The 18,512-nt window shown below is 71.8% G+C and carries 20 protein-coding genes and 3 tRNA genes; 9 read left to right on the forward strand and 14 right to left on the reverse strand.

What is annotated here, in order from left to right:
* Positions 1-4: 4 nt before the first annotated feature.
* From ACGWYL_RS01375 to ACGWYL_RS01395, 5 genes are read right to left on the reverse strand one after another with little or no spacing between them, the layout of a single operon-like run.
* A complete protein-coding gene (locus ACGWYL_RS01375; RefSeq protein WP_395486226.1) occupies positions 5-1,654 on the reverse strand; it encodes a GerMN domain-containing protein in 1,650 nt (549 codons plus the stop codon).
* Positions 1,651-3,180, reverse strand: coding sequence for an MtrAB system histidine kinase MtrB (gene mtrB / locus ACGWYL_RS01380; RefSeq protein ID WP_269303141.1), 1,530 nt, complete (start codon positions 3,178-3,180; stop codon positions 1,651-1,653). Before mtrB ends, ACGWYL_RS01375 begins: the two co-directional genes overlap by 4 nt.
* Positions 3,180-3,881: an MtrAB system response regulator MtrA gene (gene mtrA / locus ACGWYL_RS01385; RefSeq protein ID WP_179423510.1), complete on the reverse strand. Its 702-nt coding sequence runs from the start codon at positions 3,879-3,881 to the stop codon at positions 3,180-3,182. Before mtrA ends, mtrB begins: the two co-directional genes overlap by 1 nt.
* A gap of 2 nt (positions 3,882-3,883) precedes the next feature.
* The gene (gene ahcY, locus ACGWYL_RS01390; protein ID WP_179423508.1) at positions 3,884-5,326 is read right to left on the reverse strand and encodes an adenosylhomocysteinase; all 1,443 of its coding nucleotides are present in this window, start codon (positions 5,324-5,326) and stop codon (positions 3,884-3,886) included.
* A 50-nt stretch (positions 5,327-5,376) separates the two neighbouring features.
* Positions 5,377-6,537, reverse strand: coding sequence for a PrsW family intramembrane metalloprotease (locus ACGWYL_RS01395; RefSeq protein WP_179423506.1), 1,161 nt, complete (start codon positions 6,535-6,537; stop codon positions 5,377-5,379).
* A gap of 56 nt (positions 6,538-6,593) precedes the next feature.
* Between ACGWYL_RS01395 and ACGWYL_RS01400 the strand changes: the two genes are divergently transcribed.
* Together ACGWYL_RS01400 and ACGWYL_RS01405 are read left to right on the forward strand one after the other, a co-directional pair.
* Positions 6,594-6,670 (forward strand) — tRNA-Arg (locus tag ACGWYL_RS01400).
* 22 nt (positions 6,671-6,692) lie between these two features.
* Positions 6,693-6,911 (forward strand): amphi-Trp domain-containing protein, encoded by a 219-nt coding sequence (locus ACGWYL_RS01405; protein ID WP_179423504.1) that lies wholly within the window; start codon positions 6,693-6,695, stop codon positions 6,909-6,911.
* Between the two features lie 10 nt (positions 6,912-6,921).
* Here the strand turns inward: ACGWYL_RS01405 and ACGWYL_RS01410 are convergent, their stop codons facing one another.
* Together ACGWYL_RS01410 and ACGWYL_RS01415 are read right to left on the reverse strand one after the other, a co-directional pair.
* Entirely contained in the window at positions 6,922-7,659 is a 738-nt protein-coding gene (locus ACGWYL_RS01410; RefSeq protein ID WP_395486227.1) for a DsbA family protein, read from the reverse strand.
* A 1-nt stretch (position 7,660) separates the two neighbouring features.
* On the reverse strand, positions 7,661-8,419 hold the full coding sequence (locus ACGWYL_RS01415) for a thioredoxin domain-containing protein (RefSeq protein WP_179423500.1): 759 nt from the start codon (positions 8,417-8,419) through the stop codon (positions 7,661-7,663).
* Positions 8,420-8,505: 86 nt separating this feature from the next.
* Between ACGWYL_RS01415 and orn the strand changes: the two genes are divergently transcribed.
* From orn to ACGWYL_RS01430, 3 genes are all read left to right on the forward strand, one after another.
* Entirely contained in the window at positions 8,506-9,114 is a 609-nt protein-coding gene (gene orn / locus ACGWYL_RS01420; RefSeq protein WP_179423498.1) for an oligoribonuclease, read from the forward strand.
* A 54-nt stretch (positions 9,115-9,168) separates the two neighbouring features.
* Positions 9,169-9,244, forward strand: a tRNA-His gene (locus ACGWYL_RS01425).
* Between the two features lie 57 nt (positions 9,245-9,301).
* A complete protein-coding gene (locus tag ACGWYL_RS01430) occupies positions 9,302-9,724 on the forward strand; it encodes a DUF1801 domain-containing protein (RefSeq protein ID WP_395486228.1) in 423 nt (140 codons plus the stop codon).
* Positions 9,725-9,727: 3 nt separating this feature from the next.
* On the opposite strand, the gene ACGWYL_RS01435 is transcribed toward ACGWYL_RS01430, so the two are convergent.
* Genes ACGWYL_RS01435 through glpK form a run of 4 tightly spaced genes read right to left on the reverse strand, consistent with a single transcriptional unit; the run spans position 9,728 to position 14,607 of the window.
* Positions 9,728-10,276, reverse strand: coding sequence for a nucleosidase (locus ACGWYL_RS01435; RefSeq protein ID WP_395486229.1), 549 nt, complete (start codon positions 10,274-10,276; stop codon positions 9,728-9,730).
* A gap of 20 nt (positions 10,277-10,296) precedes the next feature.
* On the reverse strand, positions 10,297-12,024 hold the full coding sequence (locus ACGWYL_RS01440) for a glycerol-3-phosphate dehydrogenase/oxidase (protein ID WP_179423492.1): 1,728 nt from the start codon (positions 12,022-12,024) through the stop codon (positions 10,297-10,299).
* 19 nt (positions 12,025-12,043) lie between these two features.
* Positions 12,044-13,102 (reverse strand): alpha/beta hydrolase, encoded by a 1,059-nt coding sequence (locus tag ACGWYL_RS01445; RefSeq protein WP_395486230.1) that lies wholly within the window; start codon positions 13,100-13,102, stop codon positions 12,044-12,046.
* Positions 13,099-14,607: a glycerol kinase GlpK gene (gene glpK, locus ACGWYL_RS01450; protein WP_395486231.1), complete on the reverse strand. Its 1,509-nt coding sequence runs from the start codon at positions 14,605-14,607 to the stop codon at positions 13,099-13,101. Before glpK ends, ACGWYL_RS01445 begins: the two co-directional genes overlap by 4 nt.
* A gap of 113 nt (positions 14,608-14,720) precedes the next feature.
* On the opposite strand from glpK, the gene ACGWYL_RS01455 reads away from it, so the two are divergent.
* The gene (locus ACGWYL_RS01455) at positions 14,721-16,235 is read left to right on the forward strand and encodes a phytoene desaturase family protein (protein WP_395486232.1); all 1,515 of its coding nucleotides are present in this window, start codon (positions 14,721-14,723) and stop codon (positions 16,233-16,235) included.
* A gap of 3 nt (positions 16,236-16,238) precedes the next feature.
* On the opposite strand, the gene ACGWYL_RS01460 is transcribed toward ACGWYL_RS01455, so the two are convergent.
* Positions 16,239-16,967 carry a dienelactone hydrolase family protein gene (locus ACGWYL_RS01460; protein WP_395486233.1) on the reverse strand — a complete coding sequence of 243 codons (729 nt, stop codon included), beginning with the start codon at positions 16,965-16,967 and terminating at the stop codon, positions 16,239-16,241.
* A 73-nt stretch (positions 16,968-17,040) separates the two neighbouring features.
* On the opposite strand from ACGWYL_RS01460, the gene ACGWYL_RS01465 reads away from it, so the two are divergent.
* A tRNA-Lys gene (locus ACGWYL_RS01465) sits at positions 17,041-17,116 on the forward strand.
* A 41-nt stretch (positions 17,117-17,157) separates the two neighbouring features.
* On the opposite strand, the gene ACGWYL_RS01470 is transcribed toward ACGWYL_RS01465, so the two are convergent.
* Entirely contained in the window at positions 17,158-17,424 is a 267-nt protein-coding gene (locus ACGWYL_RS01470) for an acylphosphatase (RefSeq protein ID WP_395486234.1), read from the reverse strand.
* Between the two features lie 7 nt (positions 17,425-17,431).
* Positions 17,432-17,674: a helix-turn-helix domain-containing protein gene (locus ACGWYL_RS01475; protein ID WP_395486235.1), complete on the reverse strand. Its 243-nt coding sequence runs from the start codon at positions 17,672-17,674 to the stop codon at positions 17,432-17,434.
* Positions 17,675-17,750: 76 nt separating this feature from the next.
* On the opposite strand from ACGWYL_RS01475, the gene ACGWYL_RS01480 reads away from it, so the two are divergent.
* Entirely contained in the window at positions 17,751-18,209 is a 459-nt protein-coding gene (locus tag ACGWYL_RS01480; protein ID WP_179423478.1) for a MarR family winged helix-turn-helix transcriptional regulator, read from the forward strand.
* Positions 18,206-18,511, forward strand: coding sequence for a hypothetical protein (locus tag ACGWYL_RS01485; protein WP_179423476.1), 306 nt, complete (start codon positions 18,206-18,208; stop codon positions 18,509-18,511). The genes ACGWYL_RS01480 and ACGWYL_RS01485 overlap by 4 nt, the downstream gene beginning before the upstream one ends.
* Position 18,512: the final 1 nt, after the last annotated feature.

Below are 18,512 nucleotides of genomic sequence, written 5' to 3' on the forward strand. Positions count from 1 at the left end.
ATCGTCAGGCGATGCCGCGGGCGGCGGGCAGGTCCAGCTGCACCCACCGCGTGCGGTCGAGCACCCAGACGCCGCCCTCGGTGTCCAGCAGGTAGAGGTCGGACCGAGCGGCCGGGGTCGCGACGAGGGCGACCGGGTCGATGCCGGGCAGCAGCTGCCCTCCCCCGGGCCAGGCGTCCACGGCGCCCGTGCCGTCGATGCGCACCGAGCGGACCTGCGTGCCCCGCGGCCCGAGGTGCGCGACGCGCGTGCCGTCGACCCAGGCGACCTCGCGGGCGGCGGCCTGCGTGGGCAGCTGCTCCGGCTCGGTCAGACCGACCACGCGGCCCTCGCGCCGCTCCACCCCGCCGAGCAGCAGACGCCCGCCCGACGTGGCCGCGTAGCGCGCTCCGCCGGGCGAGATCGCGAAGGACGAGAGGACCGGGAGGCCGGGGCTCGGGACGAGCGTCAGGGACTCGCCGTCGTGCACGCGGACGCGCGCCCGACCGTCCTGGCGGTCGACGAGCCAGCCCATCGAGTCGATGTCGACCGCGGGGCGCACGAAGCGGTCGCCCGTGAGGTCGAGCGGCCGCCCGCCCCGGGCGGTGGTGACGCGGGCGCGATCGGTCCAGACGCCGACCGCCAGCTCCTCGCCGACGGCCACGGCCGTGGCTCCGCCGTCGGTGCGGCCCCACGCGCCCGGCACCGGCTGCTGCGCCCGCGGGCCGACCTGGTGGACGATGTCGCCCGCCGTCACGTGCACCCATCGCCGCGACTTGTCGGGGCCGTACGAGGCCCAGCCACGGGCGTCCTGCACGAGGTCGCCGGTGGGCGCGACGACCGTGCCGTCGCCGGTGATCTGGACGTCCGTGACCGCCGGGACCTGCCGCAGCGTCCACGCGACCTGGGCCGAGAGACGCTTCTGCGTCGAGGTGGAGAGGTCGCCGACCCGCCGGGCGAAGTCGACCTGCGCCACTCCGCCGACGACCGGCACCGAGGCCCGCAGCTCGCCCTCGGGCGGGACGGCGGTGGTGAGTCCCGGAGGTTCGGGTGGCGGACCGAGCGCGAGGCTGGTCATGAGCGAGGTCGCGAGCTGGTCGCCGACGACCTCGTGGACCGGCACGGGCACCAGGTGACGGCCCGACGCGTCGAGGAAGAACAGGTCGAAGGCGCGCACGTAGTCCTCGAACCAGTCCCGGCTGACGAGCACGCCGTCGGGCGGGTTCGCGATGCGCCACTGCCCGTCGATCCGCTCGAGCGCGAACCGCAGCCGCTCGGTGCCCTCGGCGGGCGTCAGGGAGCCCTGCTCGTCGAGGCGCACCTCGGTGCCGAGCTCGACCCGGGTGGACCCGACCGACGCGGAGAACGCCTCGACGGAGGAGTAGACGGTGGTGCTGGCGCCCGGACGCCAGCGCTGGGCGGCGGTGGGCGTGAGGTACTCCGCGGCGACGCGGTGCGTGACCGGGTAGGCCAGCATCGCGTCGAGGAAGCCGCGCACGACCTGCGTCTCGGTCATGCCCGGGATCGGCCCCGACGGCGTGTACCGGACCGTGCTCTCGCCGAGACCGACCTCGTCCTCGACGCGCTCGACCGGACCCGACGTGGGGATGCCGGCGCACCCCGTCAGCACGGCGACGGCGAGGGCGAGCACGAGGCCCACGGAGCGGCGCGTCATGCGTACACCGACTTCGTGACGGGCGACCACACGCGCTCCCCCGCCTCGCGCGGGAGCGTCAGGATGAACTCGGTGCCCTCGCCCTTGCGCGACCAGACCTCGAGGGTCCCGCCGTGCAGCGCGGCGTCCTCGCGCGCGATCGCCAGTCCAAGTCCCGTGCCACCCTGCGAGCGGGCCGGATCGCCCCGCCAGAACCGGTCGAAGACGCGGCGTACCTCCTCGGTGTCCATGCCCACGCCGTGATCGCGCACCGCGAGCGAGACACGGTCCGGGGCCTGCGACACGACGACCTCGACCCGCTGGGACCGGCTGTACCGGGCGGCGTTGACGATGAGGTTGCGCACCATGCGGTCGACGCGGCGGATGTCGGCGTCGACGATCGCCGGCACGGCGACCCCGAGGGCGCGACCCTTGATCCCGGCGCGGGTCAGCGCCTCGTCGGCGGCGGCCGCCCGGGCCACGGCGGTGAGGTCGACGGGGTCGAGCTCGAGCGTGGCCGCACCGGCGTCGAAGCGGCTGAGGTCGAGCAGGTCCGACAGCAGCGCCTCGAAGCGGCCGACCTCGGTGTGCAGCAGCTCGGCCGCCCGGGCGGTCTGCGGGTCGAACGTCGGGCGCGCCTCGTAGAGCACCTGACCGGCCATCTGCACGGTGGTGAGCGGGGTGCGCAGCTCGTGCGAGACGTCGGAGACGAAGCGCTGCTGGAGGCGCGAGAGGTTCTCCAGCCGGCGGATCTGGCTCTGCAGGCTCTCGGCCATCTGGTTGAACGAGGTGCTCAGTCGGGCGATGTCGTCCTCGCCCTTGACGTGCATGCGCTGCTCGAGGTTGCCGGCGGCGAAGCGCTCGGCGATGCGGCGGGCCAGACGCACCGGTTCGACCACCTGGCGCGCGACGAGGAACGACACGAGCGTGACCATCACCAGCAGCACGCCCGCGCCGGCGAGCAGCGCCGTCCGCACGAGGTCGAGCGTCTCCTGCTGGTCGGCCATCGAGAAGACGTAGTAGAGCGCGTACTGGTCGTTGGAGCCCGGCGCCGTGACGCGCCCTCCCACGGTGACCACCGGGACGTCGTCGCCCGCGCCGAAGGGCGAGAGCTCGGAGAAGGTCCAGAAGGTGCCCTGGTCGGAGCCGACGCGCTCCGCGAGCGAGGACGGCACCTCGTCGATGCCGACGCTGCCCGAGGCCCGCACGGGGGCGTCGCCGCCCTCGGCCAGCGGGCCCTGCAGGACGAGCTCGTAGGCCCGGTTCTCCCCGCGCGTGGCGGCGAGGGAGTCGACCAGCTGGGTCAGCGCCGGCGACTGGCGGGCGGGCTCGCTGTCGACCGCCGCGTCGAGCTGGGACTGCGCCTGCTCGAGTCCCGCGCGCGCCTCCGCGATGGCCGCGTCGCGCCGGTTGTCGGCCAGGCCGCCGGCGACGTCACGCAGCAGCGCCCAGCCGACGATCATGATGACCGCCGTGCTCAGCAGCAGGGTGTTGATGACGACTCGCGTGCGCAGCGAACGGCGCCACAGCCCGACGAGTCGGCCCATCAGTGCGACGCCGGCTCGATGGCCTGGTAGCCGACGCCCCGGACCGTGCGGATGACGCTCGGGTTCTCGGCGTCGTCCTCGATCTTCTGGCGCAGCCGGGTCATGTGGACGTTCACCAGCTTGGTGTCACCCGGATGGTGGTAGCCCCACACCTTCTGCAGCAGTGCCTCACGGCTGAAGACCTGCTCGGGCGCGGAGATCAGGCACGCCAACAGGTCGAACTCCAGCGGGGTCAGCGACACGGGCCGGCCGTCGCGCGTGACCGTGTGCGCCTGGGGATCGAGCACGATGCCGCCGAACTCGATCCGCGCGCCGAGCGGGTCGCTGCGGCGCAGCCGCGCGCGGATGCGGGCGATCAGCTCGCTGTTGCGGAACGGCTTGGTGATGTAGTCGTCGGCGCCGACGCCGAGCCCCTCGACGATGTCGCGGGTGTCGCCCTTGGCGGTGAGCATGACGATCGGGACGCCCGAGAGCTCCCGGATCTGGCGGCACACCTCCATGCCGTCCAGTCCCGGGAGCATCCGGTCGAGCAGGACCACGTCGGGCTTGAAGGCCTCGAAGGCCTCCATCACGCCGTCACCGGTGCGACACACCGAGGTCCGGAAGCCCTCGCCCTCGAGGACGATCGTGAGCATCTCCGCCAACGACGCGTCGTCGTCGACGACGAGCACCCGATCATTCTTGGGGCGACGTTGCGACATGCTCAGTAGCGGTAGTGGTCCGACTTGTACGGACCGGCCACGTCGACGCCCAGGTACTCGGCCTGGGCCTTCGACAGCTCGGTGAGCTCGACGCCGAGGGCGTCCAGGTGCAGCCGGGCGACCTCCTCGTCGAGGTGCTTGGGCAGCACGTGAACGCCCAGCTCGTACTGGTCGGCCTTGCTGAACAGCTCGATCTGCGCGAGGACCTGGTTCGTGAAGGAGTTCGACATCACGAACGACGGGTGGCCGGTGGCGTTGCCCAGGTTGAGCAGGCGGCCCTCGGACAGCACGATGATCTTCTTGCCGTCGGGGAAGATCCACTGGTGGACCTGGGGCTTGATCTCGTCCTTGACGATGCCGGGGACCTTGGCCAGGCCGGCCATGTCGATCTCGTTGTCGAAGTGGCCGATGTTGCCGACGATCGCCTGGTGCTTCATCTTCTCGAAGTGCTCGACGCGGATGATGTCGAAGTTGCCCGTCGTGGTGACGAAGATGTCGGCGATCTCGACGACCGACTCGAGGCGCTTGACCTCGTAGCCGTCCATCGCGGCCTGCAGCGCGCAGATCGGGTCGATCTCGGTGACGATGACGCGGGCGCCCTGGCCGCGCAGGGACTCGGCCGAGCCCTTGCCCACGTCGCCGTAGCCGCACACGACCGCGACCTTGCCGCCGATCATGACGTCGGTGGCGCGGTTGATGCCGTCGATCAGCGAGTGGCGGCAGCCGTACTTGTTGTCGAACTTGCTCTTGGTGACCGAGTCGTTGACGTTGATCGCCGGGAAGAGCAGCGTGCCCTCGCGGAAGCGCTCGTAGAGGCGCAGGACGCCGGTGGTGGTCTCCTCCGAGACGCCCTTGATGTCCTTCGCGATGGTGGTCCAGTACTGCGGCTTGGTCTCCAGCGAGCGGGCCAGGACGCGCAGCACCTCCTTGAACTCCTCGTTGTCGGTGGAGTCCTGCGGCGGGACGGCGCCGGCCTTCTCGTACTCGACGCCCAGGTGCAGCAGCATCGTGATGTCGCCGCCGTCGTCGAGCAGGACGTTCGGTCCGCACTCCGCACCCTGCTCATCAGTGAAGGCGAAGACCTTCTCGGCCTCGTCCCAGTACTCGGCGAGGGTCTCGCCCTTCCACGCGAAGACCGGCGTGCCGGCCGGCGCGTCGACGGTGCCGTTCGGGCCGACGACGACCGCGGCGGCGGCGTGGTCCTGGGTGGAGAAGATGTTGCAGGTGGCCCAGCGGACGTCGGCGCCGAGCGCGGTGAGGGTCTCGATCAGGACCGCGGTCTGCACCGTCATGTGCAGCGAGCCGGCGATGCGGGCGCCCGACAGCGGCTTGGTGTCGCCGTAGCGCTCGCGCATGGCCATGAGGCCCGGCATCTCATGCTCGGCGAGCTCGATCTCCTTGCGGCCGAACTCGGCGAGGGACAGGTCCTTGACGCGATAATCCATACCCACCAGCGTACCGGCGAGGACCGAGCCCCAACGAATCGACGCGACACTCATCTGACGCCCGGCGGCAGCGCCGGAGGGAAGCGCAGGAACGGGCGCAGGTGCCACATCCGGTCGAGCAGCGCGTAGGTGCGGTCGGGCCCTGCGGGCTTGGCCCGTCCGGTCATGACCGCGTCGTGCAGGAACGCCGCCTCGGTGGCGAGTCGCTGGTAGCGCTCGACGGCCTCGGCGTGCAGGGGTCCGTACTGCGTGGCGAACGTGCGGGCCTGGCGACGGCGGGCGAAGCGGACCAGCCACGGCACCTCGGCGGGATGGATCCAGCCGCGTCGCGCCATGTCGCCGAGTGCCCGGGCCAGGACGTCGAGCTGGCGCATCCGCAGGACGACGGCGGTGATGCCCAGACCCAGCAGCAGGCAGGCCAGCACGACGTACGCCAGCAGGAAGCCGACGCCCCCTCCGACGACGATCGAGCCGTTCCACAGCGCGTGCAGCGCGACGCTGGCCAGGTAGCCGAGCGCGAGCAGTCCCCAGCGCTGGGCGCGCGAGGACCGGTGCACCGCGAGTCCCATCGCGATCCCGATCGCCGAGGCGAACAGCGGGTGGGCGAACGGGCTGAACAGGCCGCGGACGACGAACGTGGCGGTGGCCATCTCGGTGCCGGAGTACGGGACCTCGTCGAAGCCGAGGTAGCTGGCCGCGTAGTAGCCGACGTTCTCCATCGCGGCGAAGCCCAGCGCGACGAGGCCCGAGACGATGAGGCCGTCGAGCACGCCGTCGATGATCCGGCGCAGCCGCACCAGGGTGAGCACGACGAACAGGCCCTTGGCGAGCTCCTCGGCCACCGGCGCGCCCAGCGCGATGAGCCAGTCCTCGCTCATCCCGAGGCGGGACATGCCGATCTCCATCGGCAGCGCGATCGCGACGGCGATCACGGCGCCCCACACGAACGCGGCGGCCTTGTAGCGGAACGGCTCGGGCTCGACCCGGTCGAGCCACCAGTACGCGGCGAGCGCGACCGGCAGCGGGATCAGCGCGTAGACCAGCGCCAGCGAGGCGCCGGCCACCGAGCCCGACGTGGAGGCGAAGAACACCGCTCCGCCCGCACCCACGACACCGGCGATCCAGACGGCGATCACGAGCAGCTTGCGACCACGCTGGCGCAGGGGGTCGTCCTCGGCGGGGAGGGCGGCCTGCACCTCGGTCGTCGTCACGGAGACAGCCTAGAGCGCCGTCACGACCGCGGCCGCCACCGATAGTGTGGCCGCAGGCGCCCGTAGCTCAGCTGGATAGAGCAAGAGCCTTCTAATCTCGAGGTCGCAGGTTCGAATCCTGCCGGGCGCGCCAGCTTCCACCGAAGGAGACCGCCATGAGCGACCTGTTCGAGCTCGACCAGACCCAGCGCCTGCGTCGCGAGGAGGCCGCCGCGCGGCTGCACGCCCTCGCCGACGCCCTCGCGCGCCACAACTCCGTGGAGTTCGAGAAGAACGGGCACCGCATCACGGTCGACGTGCCCGACGAGGTCGAGCTGACCGTCGAGGTCGAGATCGGCGAGGACAACGAGATCGAGGTCGAGCTGCGCTGGTGACTGAGGGCCGTCAGGACGCGAGCGCGTCCTCGACGGCCGAGCGCACGGTCGCCGGGTCCTCGAGCTTCGTGCCGTCGACGAAGACCGACGGCGTGCCGGTGACGCCACGCTCGCGGGCCTGCTCGCGCACCTCGTTGAGCCACGGCACGAACGTGCCGTCCTCGAGGCACGACTCGATGTCCGGCACGCCGACGTCGCGGGCGATCGCCGCGAGCGCCCGCTGCGCGGGCTCGGCGTCCCCGGTGGCGAAGCCGGCGGCGAACAGCGCCGGCTTCATCGCCCAGAAGGCCTCGGCGCCCTGACGGTCGGTGACGCAGAACGCCGCGTTCATGGCGTCGTGGGCCGGGCCGGTGTCGGCCGTGCCGTCGAGGATCGTCATCGGCACGAAGCGCAGCGCGATCTGGCCCTGCTCCGCGAGGTCGGTCAGGTAGGCACCGTGCTCGTCCTCGAAGTCGGCGCAGTGCGAGCAGAGGAAGTCCTCGTAGACCTCCACCACGGGCGCGCCGCGGGCCGGGGTGCCGGGGTGCTGCACCCCGCCCTCGGTGAGCCCCCGCGGCTCGACCACCGGGCCGTCGGCCGCGTCGTCGCCGCCGAGCGAGGAGATCCCCCACGCCACGGCGGCGACCAGCACGAGCGCGCCCACCACGGCTGCGGTCGTGATCATGAGGCGCTGGCGACGCGCGGCCCGCTCGCGCCCGACCCGCGCCTGCTCGGCACGAGCGGCGCGGGCCTTGCGGTCGTTCGTCACGTCAGGACTTGGACGCCTCGGTGATCGCGGCCTGCAGCTCCTGCGGCGTGCGCGCCTCGGAGTTCTTGCCGTCGATGTGCACCGTGGGCGTGCCGGAGATGTCGCGCTCGTCGGTGAAGGTGTCCTTCACGTCGTCGATCCACGGCACGAAGCGCTCGGTGCGGACGCAGTCGTCGATGCCCGTGACGCCGGCCTCCTCGGCCAGGTCGATCAGTGCGGCGTTCTCGGGACCGGCGCCACCCTCGGAGGGCTGGTTCGCGTACAGCGCGTTGTGGACCTTCCAGAAGGCCTCGGGGCCGTCCTGGTCGACGGCGCACATCGCCACGTTGGTGGCGCGGCGCGAGTAGTCGTTGGTGCTCTGGTTGTGCAGGAACGAGAACGGCATGAAGCGCAGGCGGATCGCGCCCGACGCGGCCTGGTCCTGCAGGAACTGGCCGCTCAGCTGCTCGAACGAGCCGCACGCGGGGCACAGGAAGTCCTCGAAGACCTCGACGAGCGGCGCGTCCGCATTGTCGACGTCGCCACCGGTCGCCGGGAAGTCGACGCCGCTCTCGGTGAGGTTCTTCGGCTCGATGACCTCGGTGTTCTTCTCGTTGGAGTCGGAGAGGGACTTGATGCCCCAGCCGGCCGCGGCGATCAGCACGACCACGATCGCGACGATCGCGACGGTGATCTTGTTGCGCTGCTTGCGCTCGGCCTTCTCGCGCTCCTTGCGCATCTGCTCGGCGCGGGCGGCGCGGGCCTGGCGGTCGTTCGTCACGTGTGGCTCCTCAGACGTATACGCGGTACGGCCGGAAGCCTACCCGTCGCCGCCCACCTGTCGGCGTCGCGGACTAGGGTGGCGGGGTGAACGACAAGCTGGTGTGGATCGACTGCGAGATGACGGGTCTGTCGATCCAGGACGACGCCCTGGTCGAGATCGCGGCCCTGGTCACCGACTACGACCTCAACATCCTCGGCGACGGCGTCGACCTCATCATCAAGCCCCCGCAGGCGGCGCTCGACCAGATGAACGAGGTCGTCACGCAGATGCACACGACCTCGGGCCTGCTCGACGAGCTGCAGCACGGCATCACGGTGCGCGAGGCCGAGGAGCAGGTGCTCGAGTACGTGCGCCAGTACGCCAAGGAGCCGCGGAAGACCCCGCTCGCCGGCAACTCCATCGGCACCGATCGCGCCTTCCTGGCCCGCGACATGGTCGAGCTCGAGGACTGGCTGCACTACCGCGTCATCGACGTCTCCTCCATCAAGGAGCTGGCCCGCCACTGGTTCCCGCGCGCCTACTTCGCCGCCCCGGAGAAGGGCGGCGCCCACCGCGCGCTGGCCGACATCCGCGAGAGCATCGACGAGCTGCGCTACTACCGCCGCACGGTCTTCACGCCCGATCCGGGCATCGACAGCGAGTCGGCGCGCGCCATCGCCGCCGAGATCGCCGGGACCACCCCCTCGGAGTAGGTCCCGTGCGCGACGTCCGGTAGACTCGTCGCGCTGTGCCGCAAGGCGCACATGGTGGGTGTAGCTCAGTTGGTAGAGCACCGGCTTGTGGTGCCGGTGGCCGCGGGTTCAAGTCCCGTCATCCACCCCAGGAAACGGCCCGGAATCGAATGATTCCGGGCCGTTCTTCATGCGTCATGATGGGCTCATGGCCGAGATCAAGACGCAGCCGACCGACGCCGACGTCGAGGCCTTCCTCCACGCCGCCACTCCCGCGCGCCGCCGCGAGGACGGACTGCGGCTGGCCGAGCTCTTCCGCGAGGTCACCGGCACCGATCCGGTCCTCTGGGGTCCGTCGATGGTCGGGTACGGCAGCTACCGCTACGTCTCGCCCGCCAACCCGCGCACGCGCGGGAACTGGCCCAAGGTCGCGTTCTCCCCGCGCAAGGCCTCGCTGTCGCTCTACGGGCTGAAGGACCGCCCCGAGGGCGCCGCACTGCTGCCCTCCCTGGGCACCTACACCGAGGGCGCGGGCTGCGTCTACGTCAAGAGGCTCGACGACGTCGACCTCGACGTGCTGCGCCGGCTCGTGGCGATCGCGTGGGCCCGCGAGGACGACCCCGAGCCCTGACCCTCAGACGATCTGCTCGCGCACCCAGTGGCCGAGCAGGCGCGCGCACGCGTCGACCACGGCGTTCCACTCGAGCGCCGAGTCGTCCGCGGCGTCGCTGACGATCTTCACGAGGCGGCACGGGACACCGGCGCGCTGGGCGGCGCGGGCCACGGCGAATCCCTCCATGTCGACGAGGTGAGCCCGCTCGGCCAGTCCCGCGCGGACGGCCGGGTCGGTGACGAACAGGTCACCCGTGGCGAGCACGGTCCCGTCGCCGTCCGGCACGCCGATCTCGTCGACCGCGTCGTGCCCCAGGGCGCGGATCGCGTCGGCCGAGTAGTCGTGGTTGAGCACCGTGGACGGCAGGAAGAGCCCCGTGAGACCGGGCCGCAGGGCACCCGCGGTGCCCACGTTCAGCACGAGCTCGGGACGCAGCGCGGCGATCGCCTCGGTGGTCGCGGTGGCCGCCTCGACCTTGCCGATCCCCGTCAGCACCAGCGGCATCTCGGTCGGCAGGTGCGCGGCCTCGGCCTTCGTCGCCGAGACGACGAGGACCCGGTCAGGGCTCACTGGCGGGCCACCGGCACTCCTCATTGGCGCGCCACCGGCACGACGTCCGGAGCGCCGAGGCGCGCCGCGTCGGCCGTCTCGTCGTCGGGCATCGTCTGGCTCTCGCGCTCGGCGTCGACCCGCTTGAGGTAGTGGTCGACCTCGCGCTCGCGCTGCTCGTCGGACCAGCCGAGCGCCTCGGCCATGAGCGCGGCCGCGTCCTGCGCGGACTCGGTGCCGCGGTGGAAGGTCTCGATCGAGATGCGCGTGCGGCGGGCGAGGATGTCGTCGAGGTGGCGGGCGCCCTCGTGCGTGACGCCGTAGACGACCTCGGCACGCAGGTAGTCGTCGGAGCCGGCGAGCGGCTCCCCCAGGTCGGGACGCCCGGCGATGAGGTCGAGCACCTCGGTGGCCAGCGTGCCGAAGCGGTTGAGCAGGTGCTCCACGCGGCCGACGCCGATGCCGTGCGCGGCGGCGAGCGCCTGGCGCTGGTTCCACAGGGCCGCGTACCCGTCGGCGCCCAGCAGCGGGATGTCGTCGGTGACGCACTCGGGCACGCGCCGGTCGAGCAGCGTGCCCATCTGCTGCACGGCTGCGTCGATCGCGTCCTTGGCCATGATCCGGTAGGTCGTGTACTTGCCGCCCGCGATGACGACGAGTCCCTTCACCGAGGTCGAGACGGCGTGCTCGCGCGAGAGCTTGCTCGTGGCCTCGTCCTCCCCCGCCAGCAGCGGACGCAGACCGGCGTAGACACCCTCGACGTCCTCGGGCTCGAGCGGCTCGACGAGCACGCGATTCACGTGGTCGAGCAGGTACTGGATGTCCTTGGCGCTCGCGGCCGGGTGGTCCTTGCTGAGCGACCAGTCCGTGTCGGTGGTGCCGATGATCCAGTGGCGGCCCCACGGGATGACGAAGAGGACCGACTTCTCGGTGCGCAGGATCAGGCCCGACTCGCCGCGGATCCGGTCGCGCGGCACGACGAGGTGGATGCCCTTGCTGGCGCGCACGTTGAACTGGCCGCGCTCGGCCGCGAACGACTGCGTCTCGTCGGTCCACACGCCCGTGGCGTTGACGACCTGGCGCGCGCGGATGTCGATCTCGCGGCCCGACTCGAGGTCCTTGACCCGCGCGCCGACGACACGGTCGCCCTCGCGCAGCAGGTCGATCACGCGGGTGCGGCTGGCGACGTGCGCGCCGTACGCGGCAGCCGTGCGGGAGAGGAACATCGTGTGGCGGGCGTCGTCGACCTGGCCGTCGTAGTAGTGCAGGGCGCCGACGAGGGCGTCCTTGCGCAGCGCGGGCATGATCCGGCGAGCACCGGTGCGGGTGAGGTGACGGTGCCGCGGCACGCCGCGCGAGCGGCCCGACAGCAGCGCCATCGAGTCGTACAGGGCGACGCCGGATCCGGCGTAGAAGCGCTCCCAGACGCGGTGGGTCAGCGGGTACAGGAACGGCACGGGCTTGACCAGGTGCGGCGCGAGCTTGTCGATCAGCAGGCTGCGCTCCCCCAGGGCCTCGGCGACGAGGCGGAAGTCGAGCATCTCGAGGTAGCGCAGGCCGCCGTGGACGAGCTTGCTCGAGCGGCTGGACGTGCCGGAGCCGAAGTCGCGCGCCTCGACGAGGCCCACGGACAGGCCGCGGGTCGCCGCGTCGAGCGCCGCGCCGCCGCCGACGACGCCACCGCCGATCACGAGGACGTCGAGGTGTTCCGAGGCCAGCGCGTCGAGCGCCTCCTGGCGGTGCTGCGGGGAGAGGGCAACCGATCGCATGGACTCCAGTCAACCAGTGTCAGGCCACGGCTGCCGCGATCGCTCGGGCGATGCGGGTGGTGGCCTCCCGCGCGGGACGGCTGACGCCGGTGATGTTGACGAAGGCGTGGATCAGCGAGCCCTCGCGCGCCAGCGTGGTCGGCACGCCGGCCTGCTCGAGCCGTTCGGCGTAGGCGATCCCCTCGTCGCGCAGGGGGTCGAAGCCCGCCACGGCGACGTACGCGGGCGGGGCTCCGGACAGGTCGGGCTCGAGCAGCGGCGAGGCCTGCGGGTCGAGCGCTTCGGCCGGATCGGCCAGGTAGCGCTCGCGGTACCAGTCCATGTGCTTCTCGGTGAGGAAGAAGCCGTCGGAGAACTCCTGGTACGACGGATGCTTGGTGGACAGGTCCGTGACGGGGAACAGCAGCACCTGCAGCGCGGGCACGACCTCGCGTCCGCGGAGTCGGTTCGACAGCACGGCGCTGAGGTTGCCGCCCGCGCTGTCGCCCGCGACGACGATGCGGTGCGGGTCGAGGCCCCAGCCGGGCGCGTGCTCGACGGCGAAGTCCCACGCCGCCTCCGCGTCCTCGACCGCGGCCGGGAACGGGTGCTCGGGGGCCAGCCGGTAGTCCACGGACAGGACGTCGACGCCGGCCTCGGTGGCCAGGAAGCGCACGGCCGAGTCGGTGCTGACGCGGCTGCCCAGCACCCAGCCGCCACCGTGGAAGTACACGACGAGGCCCTTCGACTCGGTGGTCGCGCGGTAGCGGGTGGCGGGGATCGGGCCGGCCGCGCTGGGGATGAGGAGGTCCTCCTCGACGGCGAACTCGGGGAACACGTCGGCGAACACGAGGGCCTCGTCGGTCAGCATGCGGCGGGCCTGCTCGACGGGGTACTCGGTGAAGTCGCCACCGGGGATCCGGTTGAGGACCCGCAGCGCCACGGCGATCTCGGGCGAGAGCTGCTCCCCGTCGCGGTTGACCGGCGCGTGCCGGCCGAGCCGCGCGACCACGGACTCCGGGAGACGGGCGAAGCCGCGCACCACGGCACGCTCGGCCATCGCCGCGGCGGACAGGCCCGCGCTGGTGCCGGCGCTCACTCGACCCACCCCAGCGTGCGCTCGACGGCCTTCTTCCACTGGTGGTAGCCGGCGTCGCGCTGCTCGTCGTCCCAGTCCGGTCTCCAGCGCTTCGACTCCGACCAGTTCGCCACCAGCTCGTCGGTGCTCGACCAGAAGCCCACCGCCAGCCCGGCGGCGTACGCGGCGCCCAGGCACGTGGTCTCGGGGACCACCGGGCGGCTGACCTCGATGTCGAGGATGTCCGCCTGGATCTGCATGCACAGCTCGTTCGCGGTGATGCCGCCGTCGACGCGCAGCACCTCCAGCTCGATGCCGGAGTCCGCCACCATGACGTCGACGACGTCCTTGCTCTGGTAGCAGATCGCCTCGAGGGCGGCCCGGGCCACGTGGGCCACGGTGTTGAAGCGCGAGAGCCCGACGATCACGCCGCGGGCGTCGGAGCGCCAGTACGGCGCGAACAGGCCGCTGAAGGCCGGGACGAAGTAGACGCCGCCGTTGTCGTCCACCGTCTCGGCGAGCGCCTCGGAGTCGGCCGCGTCGTCGAAGACCTTGAGCTGGTCGCGCAGCCACTGGATCGCCGACCCGGTGACGGCGATCGAGCCCTCCAGCGCGTACACGGGCGGCTCGTCGCCGAAGCGGTAGGCCAGCGTGGTGAGCAGGCCGCGATCGGAGCGGACGATCTCAGTGCCGGTGTTGAGCACGAGGAAGTTGCCGGTGCCGTAGGTGTTCTTGAGCATCCCGGGCTCGAAGCAGGCCTGGCCGACGAGCGCGGCGTGCTGGTCGCCGAGGTTGCCCGCCAGGATCACCTCGGCACCGAACGGGCCGTCCTTGGTCGTGCGCCCGAACTCCTGGGACGACGAGGTGATCTCGGGCAGCATCTGCCGCGGGACGCCGAAGATCTCGAGCAGCTCGTCGTCCCACTCGAGGCTCTCGAGGTTCATCAGCATGGTGCGGCTGGCGTTGGTGACGTCGGTGACGTGGACGCCGCCGTCGGTGCCGCCGGTGAGGTTCCAGATGAGCCAGGTGTCGATCGTGCCGAACAGCGCGTGGCCCGCTTCGGCGTCCTCGCGCACGCCGTCCACGTTCTCCAGGATCCAGTGCAGCTTGCCGCCGGCGAAGTACGCGGCGGGCGGCAGGCCGGACTTGGCGTGGATGACCGTGCCGTGTCCGTCCTCGTCGAGGCGCTTCGCGAGGTCGGCGGTGCGGGTGTCCTGCCAGACGATCGCGTTCGCGTAGGGCTCGCCGGTGCGCCGGTCCCACACGACCGTGGTCTCGCGCTGGTTCGTGATGCCGACGGCGGCGAGGTCGGCGGCGGTGATCCCGGCGGCCTCGAGTCCCCGCTCGATGACCTCGCGCGTGTTCTCCCAGATCTCGGTGGCGTCGTGCTCCACCCAGCCGGCCTGCGGCAGCACCTGCTCGTGCTCCACCTGGTGCCGTCCCTGCTCCTCCCCGCGGTGGTCGAACACCATGAACCGCGTGCTGGTCGTCCCCTGGTCGATCGCGCCGACGAACTCCTGTGACATGCGCCTCACCCTAACGAGCCGGGGTGGCCCGGACGGACGATGCGGCATTTCGCCCCACTGAGGCACCCGAATGCCTCATCGTTCGTGAGCCGGCGCGCCCGTAGGCTCGGGTCATGGCCGAACGCGTCGTCATCGTCGGGGCAGGACACAACGGGCTCGTGGCGGCGGCGCTGCTGGCGCGGGCGGGGCTCGACGTCCTGGTGCTGGAGCGGCTCGACCGCGTGGGCGGCGCCGCGGTGAGCACGCAGGCGTTCGACGGTCACGACGCGCGGCTCTCGCGCTTCTCCTACCTCGTGAGCCTGTTCCCGCAGGCGCTCATCGACGAGCTGGGGCTCGACCTCGAGCTGCGCTCGCGCGACACCGCGTCGTTCACGCCGTGGCGTCGCGACGGACGCGCCGGCGGGCTGCTCGTCGAGACCTCCGGCGGCGAGGCCACGCGCGCCTCCTTCGCCGAGCTCACCGGCGGCGACGCCGAGTTCGAGGCGTGGAAGGCCTTCTACGACGAGGTCGGCACGCTGGCCCGGGCCCTCGCGCCCACGCTGCTGCAGCCCCTCCCCCACATCGGCGACGTGCGCGACCACGTCGAGATGGCCATCTGGACCGACCTCGTGGAGCAGCCGATCGGTGAGGCCATCCGGCGCCGGTTCGCCGACGACGTCGTGCGCGGGGTCGTCGCCACCGACGCGCTGATCGGCACGTTCGCGTCGCTCGAGGACCTCTCGCTCGTGCAGAACCGCTGCTTCCTCTACCACCTGATCGGCAACGGCACGGGCGAGTGGCGCGTCCCCGTCGGCGGCATGGGCGCGGTCACGCAGGAGCTCGCGCGGGTCGCCACCGAGGCCGGCGCCGAGATCCGCCTCAACTCGGCCGTCGACGGCATCGACGTGAGCGACGTCGACGTCACGATCTGCGGCGACGGGTTCGTCGAGCGCGCCGACCACGTGCTGTTCGGCGCGGCGCCGTACGTGCTCGAGCGGCTGCTCGGCCATTCCCCGACCAGCAAGCCCGCCGGGGCGCAGCTCAAGCTCAACGTCCTGCTCTCGCGACTCCCCGAGCTCGCCTCGGGCGTGGACCCACGCGTGGCGTTCGCCGGCACGTTCCACCTGGACGAGTCCTTCGACCAGCTGCAGCACGCGTGGTCGGTCGCCGAGTCGGGCGACCTCCCGCCGGCCACCGGCGAGTTCTACTGCCACACCCTGACCGACCGCTCGATCCTCGGCCCCGAGCTGCGCGACGCAGGCGCCGAGACACTGACCTACTTCGGCCTGCACACGCCCCCGGGCGTCCTCGACGCCCCCGGCGCGAAGGAGGAGGCCGTCAAGCGGGTCCTGGCCGCGCTCGACGAGCACCTCGCCGAGCCGATCGCGCCGTTGATCCTGGGGCTCGAGGCCAAGACGCCCACCGAGATCGAGCACGAGCTGGCCATGCCGGGCGGCCACATCTTCCACGGCGACCTCGCGTGGCCGTGGCTCGAGGAGGGCGAGCGTCCGCACTCCCCGGCCGAGCGCTGGGGCGTCGCGACCGCGCACCCGCGGGTGCTGCTGTGCGGCAGCGGCGCGCGGCGCGGCGGCGCGGTCAGCGGTCTCGGCGGCCACAGCGCCGCGCGGGCGCTGCTCGACTCGCTCTGACCGTCACCGCAGCCGCTCGTCGAGGAAGTCCAGGACGGCGTCGACGGCGCGCTGCTGGCGGTGCAGCGTCAGCGTGCTGTGCTTGCGGCCGTGGAGCTCGACGGCGGTGAACCGCTCCCCCAGCTCGCGACGCAGCACCTCGAAGCGCCCGCCGGAGGCCGGGTCGTCCTCGTAGCGCAGCCCCAGCACCGGACAGCCGGCGGCGACGCGGTCGAGCACTCGCGTGTGGTCGGCCGGGGACAGCCCGAGGTCGCGCGATCGCGCGGACGTGACGGGGAACGGCAGCGACGGCTGCGCCAGCACCGGGGCGACCACCGCGTCGTCCACCAGCATCGCCAGGGCGAACCCGCCCGTGAAGCACATCCCGACCGCGCCGACGCCGGGTCCGCCCACCGAGGCGTGCAGGTCGGACGCGAGCGCCGCGAGCCACCGCGTCACGGGAGCCGTGCGGCGCAGGGCGAGGGCCGTGAACTCCTTGCTGACGCAGCCGCGCACCAGCGATCGGACCGTGTACCCCGCCGTCATGGGCCGGCCGGGGTCGCCGAACAGGTTCGGCATGACCACCGTGAAGCCGCGGTCGACCACCTCGTCGGCGAACGCGATGCTCTCGGGGGTGATCCCGGGCAGCTCGTGCATCACGACGACGCCGGGCCCCGTGCCGCGCCGGAACGTCTCGTGCTCGATCCCCGCGTGAGTGAAGGTGCTGCGATTCCAGTCCGCGATGGTGGTCATGACGACCATCGTGGCACTCGATTTCATGTCGCGGGAGGGTATGCGCTAGTGTTGGTGATCGCGCAGCGCGCGAGCACCCCTAGCTCAATTGGCAGAGCAATTGACTCTTAATCAATGGGTTCTCGGTTCGAGTCCGAGGGGGTGTACCACCCGCTCGAAGGCCCCGGTTCACACCGGGGCCTTCGTCGTCTCATCGGACGTCGAACCCGCTCGACTCCACCGGCTCCAGGTCCGCCACGTCGCGCGACTCCACGACCGATCCGGGAGGGCCCTCGGCCATCCAGGCGAGCACGGCGTCGAGCCGCTCGGGCTCGCCCTGCAGCTCGGCCTCGACCGTGCCGTCGTCGCAGTTCCGCACCCACCCGGTGACCCGCTCGCGCTCGGCCACGAGACGCGTCGACCAGCGGTAGCCGACCCCCTGCACCCGGCCGCGCACCGTGACGTGGACCCGCCTCACGAACGCCTCAGTCCGAGCCGTACTGCTTGATCGCGCGGCTGATGCTGGTGTGCGAGACACCGACCTCGTCGGCGATCTCCTGGTAGGACATCCCGGCCTCGATCGCCGTGGCCAGGGCGGCCGCCCACTCGCGCCGGGCGCGGGCGATGGCCTCCTCGTACTCGGAGGTGGCGGCGTCGTACGAGTCACGGGCCGCTCGGAGCGCCCGGGGCACGGATTCGTCGTACTCGCGACGGTGGCGGAAGGCCATGTGGACAACTTAAGCCCGGTGGGGTCCGGGCGCGAGACGATTTCGTGAGCCCACGAATCGTTAGTACACTGATGACATGACCTCGGCCCCGAACCCGCTCTCCCTGGACGAGCAGGTGTGCTTCGCGCTCTCGGTCGCGTCGCGCACCGTGATCGGCTGCTACCGCGACGTCCTCGAGCCGCTCGGCCTCACCCATCCGCAGTACCTGGTGATGCTGGCGCTGTGGGAGAACGACGGACTCACCCTGCGCGGACTGAGCGACGCGCTGCGCCTCGAGCCGGCCACCGTGTCGCCCCTCGTCAAGCGCCTGGAGACGGCCGGCCTCATCCGTCGCGACCGCCGCGCGGGCGACGAGCGCGCCTTCTCGCTCACCGTGACCGACGAGGGCCGCGCCCTGCGCGAGAAGGCCCTGGCGGTCCCGGCGACGATGCTCGAGCGCTTCGACATGGACGTCGCCGAGCTCCAGCAGGTCAACCGATGGCTGCACGAACTCATCGAGCGGGCCGACCGGGCCCACGAAAGGACCACGGCATGAGCCAGCGCCTCCCCGACGCCTCGGAGGAGTCCCTCAACATCGTCCGCCGCCGGATCATGGCGATCACGTGGGTGGTCACGTCGATCCACGGCCTGTTCGGCGCGATCGGCGCCGCGCAGGCGATCGGCGACGACCGCCGCGGCGACCAGATCATCCTGCTCGGCGTCTCGGTGCCGCTCGCGATCATCATCTACGCCGTGACGATCGTGATCCTGCAGAAGCCGTTCCTCGGCTGGAGGACCACGCCGTGGCTCGTCCTGCTGCTGGGGATCTGCGCCGCGGGCTTCGTCTGGGTGCTCTGAC

This window comes from Aeromicrobium sp. JJY06, assembly GCF_044069275.1.
Classification (GTDB): domain Bacteria; phylum Actinomycetota; class Actinomycetes; order Propionibacteriales; family Nocardioidaceae; genus Aeromicrobium; species Aeromicrobium tamlense.

Bases quoted from the DNA above. Each gene is read 5' to 3' on its own strand.
- ACGWYL_RS01455 (WP_395486232.1), top strand. From the start codon at position 14,721: ATGGCCGAACGCGTCGTCATCGTCGGGGCAGGACACAACGGGCTCGTG.
- ACGWYL_RS01475 (WP_395486235.1), bottom strand. From the start codon at position 17,674: ATGGCCTTCCGCCACCGTCGCGAGTACGACGAATCCGTGCCCCGGGCG.
- ACGWYL_RS01485 (WP_179423476.1), top strand. From the start codon at position 18,206: ATGAGCCAGCGCCTCCCCGACGCCTCGGAGGAGTCCCTCAACATCGTC.
- glpK (WP_395486231.1), bottom strand. From the start codon at position 14,607: ATGTCACAGGAGTTCGTCGGCGCGATCGACCAGGGGACGACCAGCACG.
- ACGWYL_RS01460 (WP_395486233.1), bottom strand. From the start codon at position 16,967: ATGACCACCATCGCGGACTGGAATCGCAGCACCTTCACTCACGCGGGG.
- ACGWYL_RS01440 (WP_179423492.1), bottom strand. From the start codon at position 12,024: ATGCGATCGGTTGCCCTCTCCCCGCAGCACCGCCAGGAGGCGCTCGAC.
- ACGWYL_RS01430 (WP_395486228.1), top strand. From the start codon at position 9,302: ATGGCCGAGATCAAGACGCAGCCGACCGACGCCGACGTCGAGGCCTTC.
- ahcY (WP_179423508.1), bottom strand. From the start codon at position 5,326: ATGGATTATCGCGTCAAGGACCTGTCCCTCGCCGAGTTCGGCCGCAAG.
- mtrA (WP_179423510.1), bottom strand. From the start codon at position 3,881: ATGTCGCAACGTCGCCCCAAGAATGATCGGGTGCTCGTCGTCGACGAC.
- ACGWYL_RS01480 (WP_179423478.1), top strand. From the start codon at position 17,751: ATGACCTCGGCCCCGAACCCGCTCTCCCTGGACGAGCAGGTGTGCTTC.
- ACGWYL_RS01405 (WP_179423504.1), top strand. From the start codon at position 6,693: ATGAGCGACCTGTTCGAGCTCGACCAGACCCAGCGCCTGCGTCGCGAG.
- ACGWYL_RS01375 (WP_395486226.1), bottom strand. From the start codon at position 1,654: ATGACGCGCCGCTCCGTGGGCCTCGTGCTCGCCCTCGCCGTCGCCGTG.
- mtrB (WP_269303141.1), bottom strand. From the start codon at position 3,180: ATGGGCCGACTCGTCGGGCTGTGGCGCCGTTCGCTGCGCACGCGAGTC.